We start from the raw sequence: 18,769 nt of genomic DNA on the forward strand, positions 1-18,769 counted from the left end.
ACCCAACCCCATACCACCCCGCATCGCCCCGCCCCACGCCGCGAGCGGCTAAACTTCGCCCCGTGAACATCCCCACCTATACCGCCCAACAGATCGCCGAGCGCTTCGGCCTGCAACTGCATGGCGACGGTGACACCGAAATCCACGGCGTCGCCACCCTCGCCCATGCCGGCCCGGGCCAGCTCAGCTTCCTCGCCAACCCGCGCTACCGCGCCCAGCTTGCCGACAGCCGCGCTTCCGTCGTGGTGATGCGCGCCGACGACGTCGAAGGCGCCCCCGGCACCGCCCTGGTTGCCAAGGACCCGTACACCGCCTTCGCCAAGATCTCGGCCCTGTTCGAAGTGGCCCCGGTCCGCGAACCCGGCATCCACCCGCTGGCCGTCATCGACCCCACCGCGCACGTCGCCGCCAATGCCCACGTCGGCCCGTTCGTCAGCATCGGCGCGCGCAGCGTCGTCGGCGAAGGCTGCGTCATCGGCACCGGCTCGATCATCGGCGAGGACTGCGTCGTCGGCGATGGCTGCACCCTCATCGCCCGCGTCACCCTGGTCACCCGCGTGCGCCTCGGCAAGCGCGTGCAGATCCACCCCGGCGCGGTCATCGGCGCCGACGGCTTCGGCCTGGCCATGGATGCCGGCCACTGGATCAAGGTTCCGCAGCTCGGCGGCGTCGTCATCGGCGACGATTGCGAGATCGGCGCCAACACCTGCATCGACCGCGGCGCGCTCGAAGACACCGTCCTCGAGGAAGACGTGCGCGTGGACAACCTCGTGCAGATCGCCCACAACTGCCACATCGGCGCGCACAGCGCGATCGCCGGCTGCACCGGCATCGCCGGCAGCGCCAAGATCGGCCGCTACTGCCTGCTCGGCGGGCACGTCGGCGTCGTCGGCCACCTGGAAATCTGCGACAAGGTCGTCATCACCGGCAAGTCGGTGGTGCGCAACTCCATCCACGAGCCGGGCGAGTATTCGTCCGGCACCCCTTTGACCGATACCCGCACGTGGCGCAAGAACGCCGCGCGCTTCAAGCAGCTCGATGCCCTCGCCCGTCGCGTCGCCGCTGTGAGCAAGGAGAACGAATGAACGACGACACCCTGCAGCTGCCGATCGACGTCACCCAGATCCAGGAGCTGATCCCGCACCGCTACCCGTTCCTGCTGGTGGACAAGGTGCTCGAGCTCGACGTCGAAGCCAAGCGCATCGTCGCGCAGAAGAATGTCAGCATCAACGAGCCCTACTTCCAGGGCCACTTCCCGGGCCGCCCGATCATGCCCGGCGTGCTCATCATCGAGGCGCTGGCGCAGGCCGGCGGCGTGATGACCCAGCTCAGCCTCGGCCGCGACGCGCAGTCCAAGCTGTTCTACATGGTCAAGGTCGAGAACGCGCGCTTCAACAAGCAGGTCGTCCCCGGCGACGTGCTGATGCTGGAGGTGCAGATGAAGCGCCTGATCCGCAACATGGGCTGGTACTACGGCGAGGCCAAGGTCAACGGCGAAATCGTCGCCAGTGCCGAGGTCATGTGCGCCGGTGCCAAGGGCTGAAGCCAGCGGAGGAACGATGAGCGATAGCGCCCCCCTGATCCACCCCACCGCGGTGATCGACCCGTCCGCCCGCCTAGCGGCCGGCGTGCGCGTCGGCGCCTTCACCCTCATCGGCGCGGACGTCGAGATCGGCGAAGGCACCGAGGTCGGCCCGCACTGCTCGATCCACGGCCCGACCCGCATCGGCCGCGATAACCGCTTCATCGGCCACGTCGCCGTGGGCGGCGAGCCGCAGGACAAGAAGTTCGCCGGCGAACGCACCGAACTGGTGATCGGCGACCGCAACGTGTTCCGCGAGTTCGTCACGCTCAACCGCGGCACCGGCGGCGGCGGTGGCATCACCACCATCGGTGACGACAACTGGATGCTCGCCTATACCCACGTGGCGCATGACTGCCATGTGGGCAACCACTGCGTGTTCTCCAACAACACCACGCTGGCCGGCCACGTCACCGTGGGCGACTACGTGATCATCAGCGGCTTCGCCGGCGCGCACCAGTTCTGCCGCATCGGCGCGCATGCGTTCCTGGGCATGGGCGCGCTGACCAATGGCGACGTGCCGCCGTTCACCATGGTCGGCAGCGATTCGCTCGGCCGCCCGCGCGGCATCAACAGCGAAGGCCTCAAGCGCCGCGGTTTCGATGCCGAGCGTATCTCGGCGATCAAGCGCGCCTACCGCACCCTGTACGTCGCCGGCCTGCCGCTGGCCGAAGCCAAGCAGCAGCTCGCCGAACAGGCCGAGCACAGCAGCGACGTGAAGGACATGCTGGACTTCATCGAGCACGCGGAGCGTCCGCTGCTGCGATGAGCGCCTCGATCGCGACGCCGCCTGCCCGTCCGCCGCGCATCGCGCTGGTGGCCGGCGAAACCTCGGGCGACCTGCTCGGCGCCGGGCTGATCGCGCAGCTGCGCGAACGCTTCCCCGACGCGCAGTTCGCCGGCATCGGCGGCGATGCGATGCGCAACGCCGGTTGCGAGACCTGGTTCGATGCCAGCGAGCTGTCGCTGATGGGCCTGGTCGAAGTGCTGCGCCACCTGCCGCGCCTGCTCAAGCTGCGCCGTGAACTGCGCGAGCGCCTGCTGGCGTGGAAGCCGGACGTGTTCATCGGCATCGACGCGCCGGACTTCAACCTCGGCGTGGAGAAGTGGCTCAAGCAGCGCGGCATCCGCACCGTCCACTACGTCAGCCCCTCGGTCTGGGCGTGGAAGGAAAAGCGCGCCGAGAAGATCGGCGCCAGCGCGGACATGGTGCTGTGCCTGTTCCCGATGGAACCCCCGATCTACGCCCGCCACGGCGTGGACGCGCGCTTCGTCGGCCACCCGATGGCCGACGACATCGACTACCAGGTCGACCGCGACGCCGCGCGCGCCGCGCTCGGCATTTCCTCCTCTTCCCCGGTGCTGGCGGTGTTGCCCGGCAGCCGCCTGGGTGAAGTGAACCGCCTGGCCGAAACCTTCTTCGAGGCGGCCTGGCAGGTCTCCGAGCAGGTGCCCGGCCTGCAGGTGCTGGTGCCGGCGGCCAATGGCGCGGTCAAGCCGGTGCTGGCTGAACACCTCTCGCGCTCGGCGCTGCCGATGCTGCGCTCGCACCTGCTCGACGGCCGCGCGCGTACCGCGATGATCGCCGCCGACGTCGTGCTGCTCGCCTCCGGCACCGCCACGCTGGAGGCGATGCTGGTCAAGCGGCCGATGGTGGTCGGTTACAAGGTCGCCCCGCTCACCGCGCGCATCGTGCAGATGCTCGGCCTGCTCAAGGTGCGGCGCTTCGCCCTGCCCAACATCCTGGCGGGCGAGGATCTCGCCCCGGAACTGATCCAGCAGGATTGCACCCCCGCGCGCGTGGCCGCCGCGGTGGTGGAATGGTTCCAGCAGCCGCAGAAGGTCGCCGCGCTGCAACCCAAATACCTCAAGCTGCACGCCGAACTGCGCCGCGATGCTTCCGCGCGTGCCGCCGAAGCGGTGGCCGAACTGCTCGGCCGGCGTCCGGCCGGCGGCCCGCACGCATGAAGCGCGGCGCGCCCGCGGACGCGACCGGCGCGCTGTTCGTCGTCGCCCCCGCCCCGGCCGCGCCGCCGCGCGTGGCCGGCGTGGACGAAGCCGGCCGTGGCCCGCTCGCCGGCCCCGTCGCGGTGGCCGCGGTGGTGTTCGATCCCGCGCGCCCACGCATCAACGGCCTGGACGATTCCAAGCAGCTCACCGCCGAGCGCCGCGAAGTGCTCTACGCGCGCATCGTCGAACGCGCACTGGCGTGGCACGTGGTGCTGATGACCTCCGAGGAGGTCGATACCCTCAACATCTTCCAGGCGACCATGCTCGGCATGCGCCGCGCGGTCGAGGCGGTGGCGCATGTCGCCGAGCACGCGCGCATCGACGGCAACCGCGTGCCGAAGTCGATGCCTTGCAGCGCCGAGGCGCTGGTCGGCGGCGACGCGCTCGACCGCTCGATCATGGCCGCCTCGATCGTCGCCAAGGTCACCCGCGACCGCTACATGCTCGACCTGCACGCCCGCCATCCCGAGTACGGTTTCGACCAGCACAAGGGCTACGGCACGCCGGCGCACCTGGCGGCGCTGCGCCGCCATGGCCCGTGCCCGGAACACCGGCGCAGTTTCGCGCCCGTGCGCGAGGCATTGGGCCTGGCAGTGGTCGCACCGGCGCCCGAGGCCCTGCTCATCTAGGCAGGATGCAGATGCCCGGGTCGACGCAGTCCACCGACGTGGCGACGCAATAGTCGATATCTTCCGCCGCGGTCACTTCCTTGATCTGCAGGCGCACTTCCTGGTCGCTGCCCGTACCGCTGGACGGGAACTGCTTGCTGCTGTCGGTGAGGGTGAACCGCCCCGGTTCGCCCGGCCGCCAGCCGGTCACCGGCACGCCTGGCACCTGCTTGAACTTGAGCATGAAGGGAGAAGCACCGCGCTTCTCCCAGATCACCTCGGTGCCGCTGCGGATCACGCACAGCGTCGGGTTGGCGTCGCCGTTGGAGGCGACCTGCACGCGTACCGACGTCACACCGGCCGGGGGTGGGGTCGAACGGCACATCGGGACCTCGCCGGGCGCGAGGTCGTCGGGGGCATGCGCCGGGCAGGCGCACAGCAGCGCGCCGAGGCACAGCGGCAGGCAGCAACGCACGTTCATTGCACGTTCTCCGCTTGGGGCCGCCGCCACGGTGGGGTGAAACGCTACGAGCCGGGAATCCGCGCGTCCGCCGCCGCCACGACGAAGCCGCGCGCCTTGAGCAGTGCATCGATGCGTCCATCGGGAATGCCGTGGCTGCGCGCGATACCGACACAGCGGTTGGCGCCGCGCGCATCGTCGAGCAGGAACAGCACCTGCGCGCACCACAGCGCGACTTCGCCCGGCTGGTCGCCTGATGCCTGCGCAGCGTTCAACGCAGCGAGCGCCTGCCGACGGTCACCCAGGTTGGCGCGATACCAGGCCAGCGCCGCCAGCGCATAAGCATCGTCCTGGGCGGCGGTGCTCGGCGAAGCGGCCAGCGCATCGCCGAGGTTGCCCCAGTGCAGGTAGTCGTCCGGCTGCAGGCTCGCGGCGCGCTGGAACATCTCGGCCGCCTGGGCGTAGTCGCCTGCATCGAAACGCATCGCGCCCAGGTTGGTAAGCGCCGCCGCGTTGGGCTCGATCGACAGCGACATGCCGAATGCGCGCCCGGCCTGCGCGGTGTCGCCGTTGGCCAGGTAGAGGCCGCCGAGGCTGCTCCACAGGCCGCTGTCGTCCGGCTGCAGCTGGGTGGCGCCGAGGTAGGCCTCGATCGCCGGCCCTAGTTCGCCCCGCAGCCAGTGGTGATAGCCGAGCGCCTTGTAGATCTGCGCATCGCCCGGCCGCAGTGCCAGCGCCTGGCGGAACAGATCCAGCGCCTGCGCGTCGTGGCCCAACGCGCCCTCGGTGCGCGCCATGCCCACGTAGGCCTGCGCGCGCAGTGCCGGGTCAGCCTGCGCCTTGCGGTACAGCGCCATCGCCTGCGGCGCCTCGCCGCCGACGCGCGCGATCTCGGCCATCGCCAGCGTGCCTTCGGCCAGCGTGGGGTCCATGCGCGTGGCCTGCGTGCACGCCGCCCGCGCGCGGCGGAATGCCTCGGCATCACTGATCGACTCCAACCGCCCCAGCTCGATCTGGCAGATGCCGGCCTGCGCGCGGGCGAAATGCGGATCGCGGGCGAGCGCGCGATGGAAGGCATCCAGCGCGCGTTCGTAGCTGCCCTCCCCGCGCGGTCGTTGCAGTTCGGCCAGGCCGCGCAGGTAGGCGTCATAGGCGTCCGCATCGCGGGTGGGCGCGAGCCGCTTGCCGAGCTGGCGGTCGACCTCCGGCAGGCGTCCCAGCAGCGCATGCACCACCTCGCTGGCGAACTCGCCCTGCAGGGTGAACACGTCGGCGGCGTCGCGTTCGTAATTGCCGGTCCACAGCGTCGCGCCGCTGGCCGTGTCCGTGAGGCGCGCCCGCACGCGCAACGTGCCCCGCGCGCGCTCCACGTTCGCATCGAGCACGTTCGCCACGCCCACGGTGCGGCCCCAGCGCTGCGCGTCGTAGGCGGCCAGGCCCGGCGCATCGCTCTGCGAAGGCGCCGCCACCCGCAGCCCCGGCACGCCGGCCAGCGCATTGCGTACTTCGGTGGCCAGGCCGTCGGCGAAGTAGCGCTCCTCGCCACGCCCGCCGGCGAGGGTGAACGGACGCACGGCGATGGAGGCGTCGGCCACCGGCGGGCGCGAGGGCACGGGCGGGTGCTGCCACCGCCAGACGCCGAGCGCCACGGCGGCCAGCAAAACGCCGGCCAGCAGCGCCCAGGCCCCTGCCGTGCGGCGCGAATGCGTGCGGCTGCGCGGCGGGGGCATCGCGGGAAGTGGCGCGGACTCGGCCACCGGCGCGTCGGCGACCGGCGCGACGACCGCCGGCTCGTCCTCCGCCGCCGACGCCGGCAACAGCTGGCCGATGAACCGGTAGCCCAGCGCGTGCTGGGTCTGGATATAGCGCGGCGCCTGCGCCTGGTCCCCGAGTGCGGCGCGCAGCTGGGCGATGGCGCGGGTGAGCACGCCGGGGGTGACATGGCGATGGCCCCAGACCGCATCGAGCAACTGGTCGCGGCCGACCAGCTGGCCGGCCTGGCGCAGCAGGATCAGCAGGACCGCGAAGGCCTTGGGTTCGACCGGCTGTGGCAACCCGTCCCGGTTGAGGGTGTGCGCGGCCGCGTCCACCACCACGTCATCGAAGCGGTAGCACTCGGGCGGCTGAATGGGACGTTCCGGATCACCAGGGGGATCCATCGGCATGCCCTCATGAAAACCTCATCAACCAGTGCAATCACTGCCTGAAGGCTCCGCCGGCCATCGCGACTGATCTTACGCGCAAGCCCAGTCTGGCGGCGCACCGGACGCACCGGCGCATCCCTTTCAGGAGAACCCCATGAACGCCGTCCTCGCCTTCGATATCCACCCGCTGCCGTCCCCGCTGTTCCGCCCCGCCACGGCCGGCCGCCGCCGTCGCCACATCGGCGATTTCGAACCGGACGCCGACGTGCTGGCGCGCTTCAACATCGTGCTCGCCCAGCTCGGCTGGCGCCGTCCGCCGCTGGACCATGACCAGCTCGCCAGCGCCGCCCGCGAACTGGACCGCCAGCCGGCCCCCTGCATCGCCCTGCGCGTGCAGCAGGCCGAGCAGGTCGCGCGGATGCTGCACGACCGCGCCTGGCAGACCGACGCCCGCGCCCTGCCCGCCGCGCACGAGGTGGCGGCTTACCTGCAGGCGGACTGGCACCTGCTGCCGAGCGACCTGCCCGGCGCCGCGCGCCTGGACGACGCCCTGGCCCTGGACACGGCGTGGCCGCAACTGCGCGCCGAACTGTTGAGCTACCAGGACTTCCGCCGCCTGCGCGCGATGGAAGCGCAGCACCGTGGCTGCCGCGACGAGGAGGTGGCCTTCGACCGCCAGGCCTGGCGCGAAGCCCGCGAACTGGAAGCCCGGCTGTTCGAGCAGACGCGCCGCGTCCGCGAGCGCAGCTATGCCCCGGCGGCCCCGGCCTGCTTTCGGGTTCATTGAGCGGCCCGGCCTCCCGCCTCGCGGCTGAAGTTGCCCCCGAAAAGGCGGCCATCATCCCGGCAGCCCCCGACCATCCCGCTGGAGAAAAGCCCCCCTTCTGTTAAGGGGGGCGCGCCAACGGCGCGGGGGATAGGCAAGCCGTAGGTGTGGGGCCCGAAGTTCGCTACGCGAACTTTGGGGGCGATGCCCGCATACGCGGGTATCGCCCACCCAGGGCACGGCCCGCGACGCGGGCCGTGCCCTGTCAAGCCTTGTCCCTCCCCCCCCTCGGGGCTAACCTGCCCGATCACCGCAGTGATCCGGCATGACCACCTCCCGCTTCGTCCATCTCCACGTCCACACCGAGTTCTCGCTGGCGGATTCGACCATCCGCGTGCCAGAGAAGCCGGAACAGGCCGATCCGGCCAAGGCCAAGCGCGCCAACCTGCTGAGCCGCGCGGTGGAACTGGGGCTGCCCGCGCTGGCGGTCACCGACCTCAACAACCTCTTCGCCCTGGTCAAGTTCTACAAGGCCGCCGAAGGCGTGGGCATCAAGCCCATCGCCGGCGCCGACGTCATGATCGCCACGCCCGACCAGGCGCCGTGGAAGCTCACCCTGCTGTGCCGCGACCGCGACGGCTACCTGAGCCTGTCGCGCCTGCTCACGCGCGCGTGGATGGAAGGCCATCGCCCCGAAGGCGGCGTGGCCGTGCGCCCGGAATGGCTGGCCGAGCACCACCACAACCTGTTCGCCCTCGCCGGCCGCGACAGCCTCGCCGGCCGCCTGTTCGCCGAGCATCGCCATGACCTGGCCGAACAACAGCTGGCCGACTGGCAGCGCGTGTTTGGCGACGGCCTGCACCTGGAGCTGACCCGCACCGGCCGCGACGGCGAGGAAGCATTCAACCAGTTCGCCCTGCAGGCCGCCGGCCAGCGCGGCCTGCCGGTGATCGCCAGCAACGACGTGCGCTTCCTGCACGCCACCGATTTCCCCGCGCATGAAGCGCGCGTGTGCATCGCCTCCGGCCGCGTGCTGGACGACCCGCGCCGCCCGCGCGATTACACCGACCAGCAGTACCTGAAGTCACAGGAAGAGATGTCGGAACTGTTCGCCGACATCCCCGACGCGATCGACAACACGCTGGCGCTGGCGCAGCGCTGCAACATCGAGATGCGCCTGGGCACGTACTTCCTGCCCGCCTATCCGGTGCCCGAGGACGAGACCCTCGACAGCTGGATCCGCAGCACCGCGCGGCGCGGCCTGGAAGCGCGCCTGGAGAAGAATCCGCTGGCCGAGGGCAAGACCCGCCAGGATTACTTCGACCGCCTGGAATTCGAGCTGGACACCATCATCAAGATGGGTTTCCCCGGCTACTTCCTGATCGTCGCGGACTTCATCCAGTGGGGCAAGGACAACGGCATCCCGGTCGGCCCGGGCCGTGGTTCGGGCGCCGGCTCGCTGGTGGCCTGGGCGCTGAACATCACCGACCTGGACCCGATCCCGTACAACCTGCTGTTCGAGCGCTTCCTCAACCCGGAACGCGTGTCGATGCCCGACTTCGACATCGACTTCTGCATGGACCGCCGCGACGAAGTCATCGACTACGTCGCGCGCAAGTACGGGCGCGAGCGCGTCAGCCAGATCATCACCTACGGCACCATGGCGGCCAAGGCGGTGGTGCGCGACGCCGGGCGCGTGCTCGGCTTCCCGTATGGCCTGGTCGATGGCGTGGCCAAGCTGATCCCCAACATCCTCGGCGTCACGCTGAAGGACGCGATGGGCGAAGGCAAGGATTCGGACATGGCCTCGCCGGACCTGATCCAGCGCTACCAGTCCGAAGACGACGTGCGCGACTTGATGGACCTGGCGCGCCAGCTCGAGGACCTCACCCGCAACGCCGGCAAGCACGCCGGCGGCGTGGTCATCGCGCCCGAGCCGCTGGCCGAGTTCTGCCCGCTGTTCGCCGAACACGACGAGGACGGCCGCGGCAAGAACCCGGTCACCCAGTTCGACAAGAACGACGTGGAAGAAGTCGGCCTGGTGAAGTTCGACTTCCTCGGCCTGCGCACGCTGACCATCATCGACTGGGCGGTGAAGGCGATCAACGCGCGCCACGCGCGCGCCGGCATCGAGCCGATCGACATCGCCGCGCTGCCGCTGGACGACGCGCCGACCTACAAGGACATCTTCGCCTCGGGCAATACCGGCGCGGTGTTCCAGTTCGAATCCTCGGGCATGCGCCGCCTGCTAAAGGACGCCAAGCCCGACCGTTTCGAAGACCTCATCGCGCTGGTGTCGCTGTACCGCCCCGGCCCGATGGACCTGATCCCCAGCTTCGTGGACCGCAAGCACGGGCGCGAGGAGATCGAGTATCCCGACCCGCGCACCGAGACCATCCTCAAGGACACCTACGGCATCATGGTGTACCAGGAGCAGGTCATGCAGATGGCGCAGATCGTCGGCGGTTACTCGCTCGGCGGCGCCGACCTGCTGCGCCGCGCGATGGGCAAGAAGGTGCCGGCGGAAATGGCCAAGCACCGCGAGATCTTCCGCGAGGGCGCGGCCAAGGACGGTGTCGGCGAAGCCAAGGCCGATTCGATCTTCGACCTGATGGAGAAGTTCGCCGGCTACGGCTTCAACAAGTCGCACGCCGCCGCCTACGCGCTGGTGAGCTACCAGACCGCGTGGCTCAAGCGTCACTACCCGGCCGAGTTCATGGCCGCGACGCTGTCCTCGGACATGGACAACACCGACAAGGTGGTCGGCTTCCTCGACGAGGTGCGCAACCTCGGCCTCACCGTGCTGCCGCCGCGCGTCAACGATTCGGCCTACATGTTCGAGGCGGCCACCGCCGACACGATCCAGTACGGCATCGGCGCGATCAAGGGCGTCGGCCGCGGCGCCTGCGAGGCGATCGTGGAGGAGCGCCTGCGCGGCGGGCGTTACGAAACGCTGCTGGATTTCTGCACGCGCGTGGATTCGTCCAAGCTCAACCGGCGCACGCTCGAAGCGATGATCAACGCCGGCGCGCTCGATGGCCTGGGCCGCAACCGCGCTTCGCTGATGCTGCAGCTGCCCGAGGTGCTCAAGGCCACCGACCAGATGGCGCGCGAGAAGGCGTCCGGGCAGAACTCGCTGTTCGGCGGTCCGGACCCGGCCGCGCCGGCGATGCGCCTGGAGCTGCCCGAATCCAAGGAGTGGGCGCTGGGCCAGCTGCTCACCGGCGAGCGCGACACGCTGGGCTTCTATCTCAGCGGGCATCCGTTCGACCCGTACCGCGACGAGGTACGGGAGTTGGTGGGCTGCGACCTCGGCGCGCTCGACCGCATCTGGTCCTCGCAGTCTTCCGGTCGCGGTGGCGGCGACGGCGGCGAGAAGCGCTGGCGCCCGGAAGTGAGCGCGATCCTCGCCGGCCAGGTCGTCGGCGTGCGCCGCAAGGGTGACAGCCAGGTGTTCGTGCAGCTGGAAGACGGCCGTGGCCGCGTCGAATGCAGCGCGTTCTCCGACGGCCTGGCCGAGTTCGGCCACATGCTGACGCGCGACCGCATCCTCATCGTCAAGGGCGGCCTGCGCGAGGACGAATTCAACGGCGGCTACGCGCTGCGCATCCGCCAGGTGTGGGATTACGAACAGGTGTGCGCCGAACACGCGCGCCACCTCGCCCTGCGCCTGGACCTGCGCGACCGCCAGGCCTTCGCGCGCGTGGATGGCCTGCTCGCCGCGCATCGGCCGGGCCGCACGCCGATCCGCTTCGACCTGCTGGTCGGCTCGCCGCAGGGCACCGTGGCCGGCATGCTCGACGTCAACGGCGGCCAGGGCGTGCGCATCGCCCCGCAGCTGCTCGACGGCCTGCGCGCAGACCCGGCGGTGCGCACGGTCAAGGTCAAGTACAACCCGCCCTGGGCGCAGTAGTGGCCCTGCCCCACCCGGACGCCTGCGTACGGGTGGATCGCGCCCCTTCGGCTACACTTCCCTCCTTTCGTCCGACCGGCTTCCCATGAATCCGAACTACCTCGACTTCGAGCAACCCATCGCCGATCTGGAAGCCAAGATCCAGGAGCTGCGCAACGCCAGCACCGGCCCGGCCGTCAACGTGGACGCCGAGGTCAATGCCCTGCGCGACAAGCTGCGCATCCGTACCGCGCAGATCTTCCGCGATCTGTCCGCCTGGCAGGTTTCGCAGCTGGCGCGCCATCCGCAGCGCCCGTACACGCTCGATTACATCCGCATCTTCTGCGACGAATTCCAGGAACTGGCCGGCGACCGCGCCTACGCCGACGACAAGGCCATCGTCGGTGGCCTGGGCCGCATCAACGGCCGGCCGGTGGTGATCATCGGCCACCAGAAGGGCCGCGACACCAAGACCAAGGTCGCGCGCAACTTCGGCATGCCGCGCCCGGAGGGCTACCGCAAGGCGCTGCGCCTGATGAAGCTCGCCGAGCGCTTCCGCCTGCCGCTGTTGACCTTCATCGACACCCCCGGCGCCTACCCGGGCATCGGCGCGGAAGAGCGCGGCCAGTCCGAGGCCATCGCGCGCAACCTGCTGGAGATGGCCGAGCTGAAGATCCCGGTGATCTGCACGGTGATCGGCGAAGGCGGCTCGGGCGGCGCGCTGGCGATCGGCGTGGGTGATCGCACGCTGATGCTGGAGTACGGCACCTACTCGGTGATCTCGCCGGAAGGCTGCGCCTCGATCCTGTGGAAGGACGCGGGCAAGGCCAAGGACGCCGCCGAACAGCTCGGCCTGACCGCCTCGCGCCTGAAGTCGCTGGGCCTGGTGGACAAGGTGATCCGCGAACCGATCGGCGGCGCGCACCGCAACCCGAACCAGATGGGCAAGCGCCTGAAGGCCGTGTTGCTCAACGAGCTGGATGCGCTGGAGAAGATCCCGGTCGACACCCTGCTGCAGCAGCGCTACGAGCGCCTGCGCAGCTATGGCGCCTACGAGGCGGCGTAAGCCTGCCCGGGGCGGTCGCAACGGCCGCCCTTGCTTGCCGGCACGCGGATGCGTCGTGCCGGCCGCCGCGCTAGGATGGCCGCGGCTCCCGCAAAGGAATGACCCGCATGGATCTGCCGTGGTGGGTAGGGCCGACGGCCCTGTTCGTGGTTCCCCTGGTCATCGCGCTGCTGGTGAACCTGTTCGTCAGGCACCGGCGTGGCATTGCGTCCAACGCGGTGCTGGGGTGGTTCGTGATCGTGTGCTGGATCACCGCGGTGACGTGGATCCTCAAGCAGGTGCGCTGAGCCTCAGAACGGCTTGGCCAGCACCAGCCACAGCACGCCGACCAGCAGCAGCACCGGGATCTCGTTGAAGAAGCGCAGCGCGCGCGAGGACGGCAGCGCGCGGCCCTTGTCCACGCCCTTGAGCCAGCGCCCGGCCACGATGTAGTGCGCCAGGATCAGCACGACGAGCCCGAGCTTGGCGTGCAGCCACTTGCCGCCGCCGACCATGGTCGGGAAATCGGGAATGAAGCGGTAACCCAGCCACAGGATCGCGCCGAGCACGATCGCCAGCCCGAACATGTTGTGGCCGAACTTGTAGAGCCGGCGCCCCATCAGCACCAGCCGCGCGCGCACCGTCGCGTCGTTGCCGGCCTCGGCGATGTTGACCAGGATCCGCGGCAGGTAGAACACGCTCGCCATCCACGCGATGACGAACAGCAGGTGGAAAGTCTTGATCCACAGGTAAAGCGTCATTGGGCTGGCTCCGCCGGCTCGCGTAGGATGGGCGGCATTCTCCCCGATCCCACGCCGCCCCGCACCCGCGGTCGCGCCCGGAGCCCGCATGTCCAAGCAATACGACCAGGCTTATTTCCAGCGCTGGTATCGCCAGGAAGGCCTGCACGACGCCGCGCGTCTGCGACGCAAGGTCGCACTGGCCGTCGCCCTGGCCGAGCACTACCTCGAACGCCCGATCCGCAGCGTGCTCGATATCGGCTGCGGCGAAGGCGCCTGGCGCGCCCCGCTGCAACAACTGCGCCCGCGCGTGCAGTACCTGGGCTTCGACCCCAGCGAATACGCCGTGCGCCGTTACGGCCGCACCCGCAACGTCCACCTCGCCCGCTTCGGCGATTTCGCCTGGCTGCGCCCCTGCGCCCCGGTGGACCTGCTCGTCTGCAGCGACGTCCTGCACTACCTGCCCACCCGCGAACTGCGCGCGGGCCTGCCGGGCCTGGCCGAACTGTGCGGCGGCGTCGCCTTCCTGGAAACCTTCGCCGCCGAAGACGAGTTCGAAGGCGACCACGAAGACTTCCAATCGCGCCCGGCCCGCTGGTACCGCAAGCAACTGGAAGGCGTCGGCTTCACCGCCCTCGGCTCGCACGGCTGGCTCTCGCCCGCCCTGCACGGCCACGCTTCGGCCCTGGAAACCACGTAACACCTCACGCCCGCAGCCAACCCTCGCTTTTGCCCTTCGTCCAGCGACGTGGAAGTTGGGAGGGCGTCCGGGGGCATGCCCTGACGGGGGCGTAGGGCGACAGGACGTCGCCCTACGAGCTCGAGTCCATGGATGGACGTTATCGGCGTCCCCCGTCAGGGCATGCCCCCGGGCGCCGCGCGGCGCACTCCCGGACGAAGGCTCTACGCGCAGAACCCAGAGCCAAAGAGCCCCCGCCCCATTAAGGTGCATCCGCCCCGATTTAGGGTATGCTGCACAGCAGCAACCATCACGTTGTCAAGGGCGATTAATGCTTTATCAACTGCATGAGCTGACCCGCAATCTGCTGGCGCCGTGGGTCCACCAGGCGCGTGCGAACGTCAAGATGTTCTCCGATCCAGACTCGCTGTGGGCCTCCCTGCCCGGCGCCGAGCGCCTGGCCGCCAGCAACGAGCTGTTCCACCGCCTCGGCAAGGCTTACGAGAAACCCGCCTGGAACCTCGACGACGTCGAGGTCGACGGCCACTCGCTGCCCATCATCGAGCGCGAAGTCCTGGCCAAGCCGTTCTGCCGCCTGCTGCGCTTCAAGCGCTTCAGCGACCGCCCGGAACTGCTGGCGAGCATGAAGCAGCAGCCGACCGTGCTGGTCGTCGCCCCGCTCTCCGGCCACCACGCCACCCTGCTGCGCGACACCGTGCGCACCCTGCTGCGCAACCACAAGGTCTACGTGACCGACTGGGTCGATGCCCGCATGGTGCCCCTGTCCGAAGGCGACTTCGGCCTGGACGACTACATCGACTACATCCGCGACTTCATCCGCCACATCGGCGCCGATGAACTGCACGTCATGAGCGTCTGCCAGCCGACCGTCCCGGTGCTGGCCGCCGTCTCGCTGATGGCCGCCGACGGCGAAAAGACCCCGCGCTCGCTGGTCATGATGGGCGGCCCGATCGACGCCCGCCGCAGCCCCACCGCGGTGAACAACCTCGCCACGCAGAACCCGCTGTCGTGGTTCGAGAACAACGTCATCCACACCGTGCCGTTCCCCTACCCGGGCCACGGCCGCCAGGTCTACCCGGGCTTCCTGCAGCACGCCGGCTTCCTGTCGATGAACCCCAGCCGCCACGTCATGTCGCACTGGGATTTCTACACCAACCTGGTCAAGGGCGACCTGCAGGACGCCGAATCGCACCGCCGCTTCTACGACGAGTACAACGCCGTGCTCGACATGCCGGCCAAGTACTACCTGGACACCATCCAGACCGTGTTCCAGGAATTCCTGCTGCCGCGCGGCGAATGGAAGGTGCGCGGGCAGACGGTGACGCCCGCGGCGATCGGCGAGACCGCGCTGCTGAGCATCGAAGGCGAACTGGACGACATCGCCGGCCTCGGCCAGACCGAAGCGGCGCAGCAGCTGTGCACCGGCATCGACGAAGCGCACCGCCGCCACCTCGTCGTAGAAGGCGCCGGCCACTACGGCATCTTCAGCGGCCGCCGCTGGCGTGACGTGGTGTACCCGCAGGTGCGCGAGTTCATCGCCCGCTACGCCGCCGAACCGGTGCGCAAGGCCAAGCCGGCCACGGTCACCCCGCTGCGCCGTCGCAAGTAACGCGCCGCCGGTCTGCGCGACCGCGGCGATCAACGAAAAAGGCCGCCTTGGGGCGGCCTTTTTCATCTCCAACACCTCGCCTCAATCCGTGCGCACCAGCAAGTGCTTGGCCATCAACCCGTGCACATGCCCCATGGCCCGCGCCAGGTGCAGCGTGGCGAACAGCATCACCACGCCTACCGCGCACACCAGCGGCAACGCCCACGGCGCGTCGCTGACCAGGTTCCATGACCAGACGTTGATTTCCAGCGCGTGGTCGAAGAACACCCCCAGCGGCGAGAGCATCAGGCCCAGCGACAGGCTCACCAGCGTGGTGAACAGCACCGAGTAGAAGATGCCCAGCGGCAGCATCAGCAGGAAGTACAGCATCGTGGTCCAGGTGCGCGCATCGCTGAACATCGCGCCGATCCGCGCCATCCAGCCCTCGTGGTGGCCCATGTACGTCGGCCGGCGCGGCATGCGCACGCCAAGCAGCACTTCCACGATGCGGCCCTCCACCAGCGAGAGCACGCGCACCGAACCGAGGAACAGCACCAGCAGCGGCACGCCGATGATCAGGATCAGCAGGCCCAGCGACATCGCCGTGCCGGTGACCACCCAGCTGAAGTAGAAGCTGCCCGTCGCCAGCGCCACCAGCAGGTAGAACAGCGCGCCATAGGTACGCGGGTCGGCCGCCACGCCGAAGAAGCGGCCCAGCCACGAACGGCGCTTGGGCGGCACCGGCGGGCGCAGCGCGCGGCTCACCGTCACTTCGGTCTCGCGGTAGATGTCGGCCACTTCCTCCGGCGCGCCGTAGCTGCCGGCGACATCGGCGATCACCTCCGACTCGCCGCGCCCGGGCTGGGCGGCCATCTCTGCGCGCAGGTATTCCTCCGCGTCGTAGAGCGCGTCCTGGATCATCGCCGGGTCGGCGCCGGCCAGGGCCTGGCGCAATTGCGCCAGGTATTCGGGAATCGTCGCCGGCAGCGGCCGGGCGGTGGTTTCGGTATTCATGCGGTACTCCCCTCCAGCACGGAATCGACGGAATCGCGGGTGGCGCGCCAGGCGGCGGTCCATTGCACCAGGCAGTCGCGCCCGGCCGCGGTGATGCGGTAATAGCGGCGTGGCGGCCCGGACATCGACGGCTCGACCTCGCTTTCCAGCAGGCCCGCGCCTTCGAGGTTGCGCAGCACCGGGTACAGCGCGCTCTGCTTGCCGGCCAGCACGCCATCGCCGATGCGTTCGAGCCGCTTGGCGATGAGGTAGCCGTACAGCGGCTCGCTGGCCTGGGCCAGCACGGCCAGCAGCGCGAGCGACACGGTGCCGGCACTGAGCTCCTTCTGGAACTTGCGCAGCTGGGCTTCGATCTCGCTCATGGCGGCCTCCCGCTAGGTTGGAGGCCATGCTATTGCGAAGTTCGCTATAGCAAATGTGCCACTAGTCATCCCCGCGACCGGCGCGAGCCATACCGGCGCGTTCGCCGGGCTGAATCCCTACAATGGCGCGCACTATGTCCCCCGCCGAAACCGCTTCCTCGCCTCCCCGCCCCTCCCTGCAACGCATTTTCCTGACCGGCCTGCTCACGCTGCTGCCGGTGTGGTTGACTTGGGTGGTCGTCAAGTTCGTGTTCCTGCTGCTCTCGGGCATCAGCGCGCCATGGGTGGCGCCGCTGTCCGAGCAGATCGCCCATGCCCTGCCCGGCTCCCTGGACTGGGTGCAGGCGGTCTGGGTGCAGAACACCATCGCGCTGGTCGCCACGGTGCTGGTGATCCTGTTCGTCGGCGTGCTCAGCCGGCGGGTGGTCGGCCAGCAGTTGCTGCGCTGGTTCGAAGCGGTGATGCGGCGCATCCCGCTGGCCAGCGTGGTCTACGACAGCGCGCGCAAGCTGCTGGACATCCTGCAGACGCAGCCGGGCAGCACGCAGCGCGTGGTGCTGATCGACTTCCCGCATCGCGACATGAAATCCGTGGGTCTGGTGACGCGGGTGATCCGCGAGCACGGCACGGGCCGCGAGCTGGCGGCGGTCTACGTGCCGACCACGCCGAACCCGACCTCCGGCTATCTGGAAATCGTGCCGGTGGAACTGCTGACGCCGACCGACTGGTCGGTGGACCAGGCAATGAGCTTCATCATTTCCGGCGGCGCGGTGTCGCCGGAAACCGTGCCGTTCACCCGCACCGCCGACCGCGCGTGACGATGCCGCGCCTGCTGGAGGATCGCGCGGTCCGCCTGTTCATCGGGCTGGCCGCGTTCTTCTGCGTCAACGCGGCGCTGGCGGAGTTCATCGGGGTGAAGATTTTCGCCCTGGAGGACACGCTCGGCATCGCGCCGTTGAACTGGAACCTGTTCGGGCAGACCGGCTCGTTGAGTTTCACCGCGGGCACGTTGCTGTGGCCGATCGTGTTCATCCTCACCGATACGATCAACGAATTCTTCGGCAGCCGCGGGGTGCGCTTCATCTCGTGGCTGGCGGTGGGGTTGATCGGGTACGGGTTCGTGTTCGCCTTCGCGGCGATCGCGCTGGTGCCGGCCGGGTGGTGGGTGACGGCGGCGCAGTCGCAGGGCGTGCCGGATTACCAGGCGGCGTTCGCGGCGATCTTCGGGCAGGGGTTGTGGACGATCGGCGGGTCGCTGGTGGCTTTTCTCGTCGGGCAGTTGATCGACGTGGCGGTGTTCCATCGCATCCGGCGGGCGACCGGCGAGAAGCACGTATGGTTGCGGGCGACGGGGTCTACCGCGGTGTCGCAGTTGGTCGACAGCTTCGTGGTGATCTATATCGCGTTCGTGATCGGGCCGCAGCATTGGCCGCTGTCGCTGTTCCTGGCGGTGAGTACCGTCAACTACGTCTACAAGATACTGTTTGCCGTTGTGTTGATTCCGCTGCTTTACTTGATGCGGCGGTGGATTACGGGGTATCTCGGTGCTGCGCGGGCCGAGGAGTTGCGGCTGCAGGCGGCGGGATAAAGAGGTTTTTTTGTGGGGCGGCCGATGGCCGCCCTTTTTGCTTTTTGTGGGGTGTGTTTTTGTTGGCCTTCGATGTTGATCGGCTGTTTGTGTTTTGTTGCACGGCCTGCGGGGGCGGGGCCCTTTCGGGACACGCCGTGAACCCATCCATGGGGGCTCGTCAGCGCCATCCATGGCGCCAACGGTCCCGAAAGGGCCCCACCCCCGCAGGCCCTCCACATCCCCCCGACCGGACGACAAACAACAAACCCAAGCACCCACAGCGAAACG

16 protein-coding genes and 2 pseudogenes are annotated in these 18,769 nt (G+C 69.2%); 13 read left to right on the top strand and 5 right to left on the bottom strand.

Translation table 11 applies throughout. The features are described from left to right. The first annotated feature begins 62 nt into the window (after positions 1-62). The 5 genes and pseudogenes from lpxD to ARC20_RS14225 all read left to right on the top strand — a co-directional run. Entirely contained in the window at positions 63-1,085 is a 1,023-nt protein-coding gene (lpxD, locus tag ARC20_RS14205) for a UDP-3-O-(3-hydroxymyristoyl)glucosamine N-acyltransferase (protein WP_057648255.1), read from the top strand. Continuing rightward, positions 1,082-1,543: a 3-hydroxyacyl-ACP dehydratase FabZ gene (gene fabZ, locus ARC20_RS14210; protein WP_057648257.1), complete on the top strand. Its 462-nt coding sequence runs from the start codon at positions 1,082-1,084 to the stop codon at positions 1,541-1,543. Before lpxD ends, fabZ begins: the two co-directional genes overlap by 4 nt. A 16-nt stretch (positions 1,544-1,559) precedes the next feature. After that, positions 1,560-2,351 (top strand): acyl-ACP--UDP-N-acetylglucosamine O-acyltransferase, encoded by a 792-nt coding sequence (gene lpxA, locus ARC20_RS14215; RefSeq protein ID WP_057648259.1) that lies wholly within the window; start codon positions 1,560-1,562, stop codon positions 2,349-2,351. Between the two features lie 23 nt (positions 2,352-2,374). Continuing rightward, positions 2,375-3,550, top strand: a pseudogene (gene lpxB, locus ARC20_RS14220) (lipid-A-disaccharide synthase); the annotation flags it as partial. 74 nt (positions 3,551-3,624) lie between these two features. Next, positions 3,625-4,221 (top strand): annotated as a pseudogene (locus ARC20_RS14225) (ribonuclease HII); the annotation flags it as partial. On the opposite strand, the gene ARC20_RS14230 reads toward ARC20_RS14225, so the two are convergent. After that, a complete protein-coding gene (locus ARC20_RS14230) occupies positions 4,214-4,681 on the bottom strand; it encodes a hypothetical protein (protein ID WP_057648265.1) in 468 nt (155 codons plus the stop codon). The pseudogene ARC20_RS14225 and the gene ARC20_RS14230 overlap by 8 nt on opposite strands. A gap of 44 nt (positions 4,682-4,725) precedes the next feature. Continuing rightward, the gene (locus tag ARC20_RS14235; RefSeq protein WP_161809494.1) at positions 4,726-6,819 is read right to left on the bottom strand and encodes a winged helix-turn-helix domain-containing protein; all 2,094 of its coding nucleotides are present in this window, start codon (positions 6,817-6,819) and stop codon (positions 4,726-4,728) included. Between the two features lie 139 nt (positions 6,820-6,958). Here ARC20_RS14235 and ARC20_RS14240 point away from each other — a divergent pair, with 139 nt between their 5' ends. The 4 genes from ARC20_RS14240 (at position 6,959) to ARC20_RS14255 (ending at position 12,815) form a co-directional block, all read left to right on the top strand. Further along, on the top strand, positions 6,959-7,591 hold the full coding sequence (locus ARC20_RS14240) for a hypothetical protein (RefSeq protein WP_057648269.1): 633 nt from the start codon (positions 6,959-6,961) through the stop codon (positions 7,589-7,591). Positions 7,592-7,895: 304 nt separating this feature from the next. Further along, complete coding sequence (dnaE, locus tag ARC20_RS14245) at positions 7,896-11,483, top strand: DNA polymerase III subunit alpha (protein ID WP_057648273.1); 3,588 nt, start codon at positions 7,896-7,898, stop codon at positions 11,481-11,483. An 85-nt stretch (positions 11,484-11,568) separates the two neighbouring features. Continuing rightward, on the top strand, positions 11,569-12,528 hold the full coding sequence (locus ARC20_RS14250) for an acetyl-CoA carboxylase carboxyltransferase subunit alpha (RefSeq protein ID WP_057648274.1): 960 nt from the start codon (positions 11,569-11,571) through the stop codon (positions 12,526-12,528). 107 nt (positions 12,529-12,635) lie between these two features. After that, positions 12,636-12,815, top strand: coding sequence for a hypothetical protein (locus tag ARC20_RS14255; protein ID WP_057648276.1), 180 nt, complete (start codon positions 12,636-12,638; stop codon positions 12,813-12,815). Positions 12,816-12,818: 3 nt separating this feature from the next. Here ARC20_RS14255 and ARC20_RS14260 read toward each other — a convergent pair whose 3' ends face one another. After that, positions 12,819-13,268: a CopD family protein gene (locus ARC20_RS14260; protein ID WP_057648278.1), complete on the bottom strand. Its 450-nt coding sequence runs from the start codon at positions 13,266-13,268 to the stop codon at positions 12,819-12,821. A gap of 88 nt (positions 13,269-13,356) precedes the next feature. Between ARC20_RS14260 and ARC20_RS14265 the strand changes: the two genes are divergently transcribed. After that, a complete protein-coding gene (locus ARC20_RS14265) occupies positions 13,357-13,947 on the top strand; it encodes a class I SAM-dependent DNA methyltransferase (protein WP_057648279.1) in 591 nt (196 codons plus the stop codon). Positions 13,948-14,257: 310 nt separating this feature from the next. Further along, the gene (locus ARC20_RS14270) at positions 14,258-15,556 is read left to right on the top strand and encodes a polyhydroxyalkanoate depolymerase (RefSeq protein ID WP_057648281.1); all 1,299 of its coding nucleotides are present in this window, start codon (positions 14,258-14,260) and stop codon (positions 15,554-15,556) included. Positions 15,557-15,637: 81 nt separating this feature from the next. Here ARC20_RS14270 and ARC20_RS14275 read toward each other — a convergent pair whose 3' ends face one another. Further along, a complete protein-coding gene (locus tag ARC20_RS14275; protein ID WP_057648283.1) occupies positions 15,638-16,549 on the bottom strand; it encodes a sensor domain-containing protein in 912 nt (303 codons plus the stop codon). Beyond that, positions 16,546-16,911, bottom strand: a complete 366-nt coding sequence (locus ARC20_RS14280) for a PadR family transcriptional regulator (protein ID WP_057648285.1) — start codon at positions 16,909-16,911, stop codon at positions 16,546-16,548. Before ARC20_RS14280 ends, ARC20_RS14275 begins: the two co-directional genes overlap by 4 nt. Before the next feature lie 134 nt (positions 16,912-17,045). Here ARC20_RS14280 and ARC20_RS14285 point away from each other — a divergent pair, with 134 nt between their 5' ends. Then, a complete protein-coding gene (locus ARC20_RS14285) occupies positions 17,046-17,729 on the top strand; it encodes a DUF502 domain-containing protein (RefSeq protein ID WP_057648287.1) in 684 nt (227 codons plus the stop codon). A gap of 2 nt (positions 17,730-17,731) precedes the next feature. Beyond that, positions 17,732-18,499: a queuosine precursor transporter gene (locus ARC20_RS14290; RefSeq protein ID WP_181360165.1), complete on the top strand. Its 768-nt coding sequence runs from the start codon at positions 17,732-17,734 to the stop codon at positions 18,497-18,499. Positions 18,500-18,769 lie beyond the last annotated feature (270 nt).

Source organism: Stenotrophomonas panacihumi (genome assembly GCF_001431645.1).
Lineage (GTDB): Bacteria > Pseudomonadota > Gammaproteobacteria > Xanthomonadales > Xanthomonadaceae > Stenotrophomonas_A > Stenotrophomonas_A panacihumi.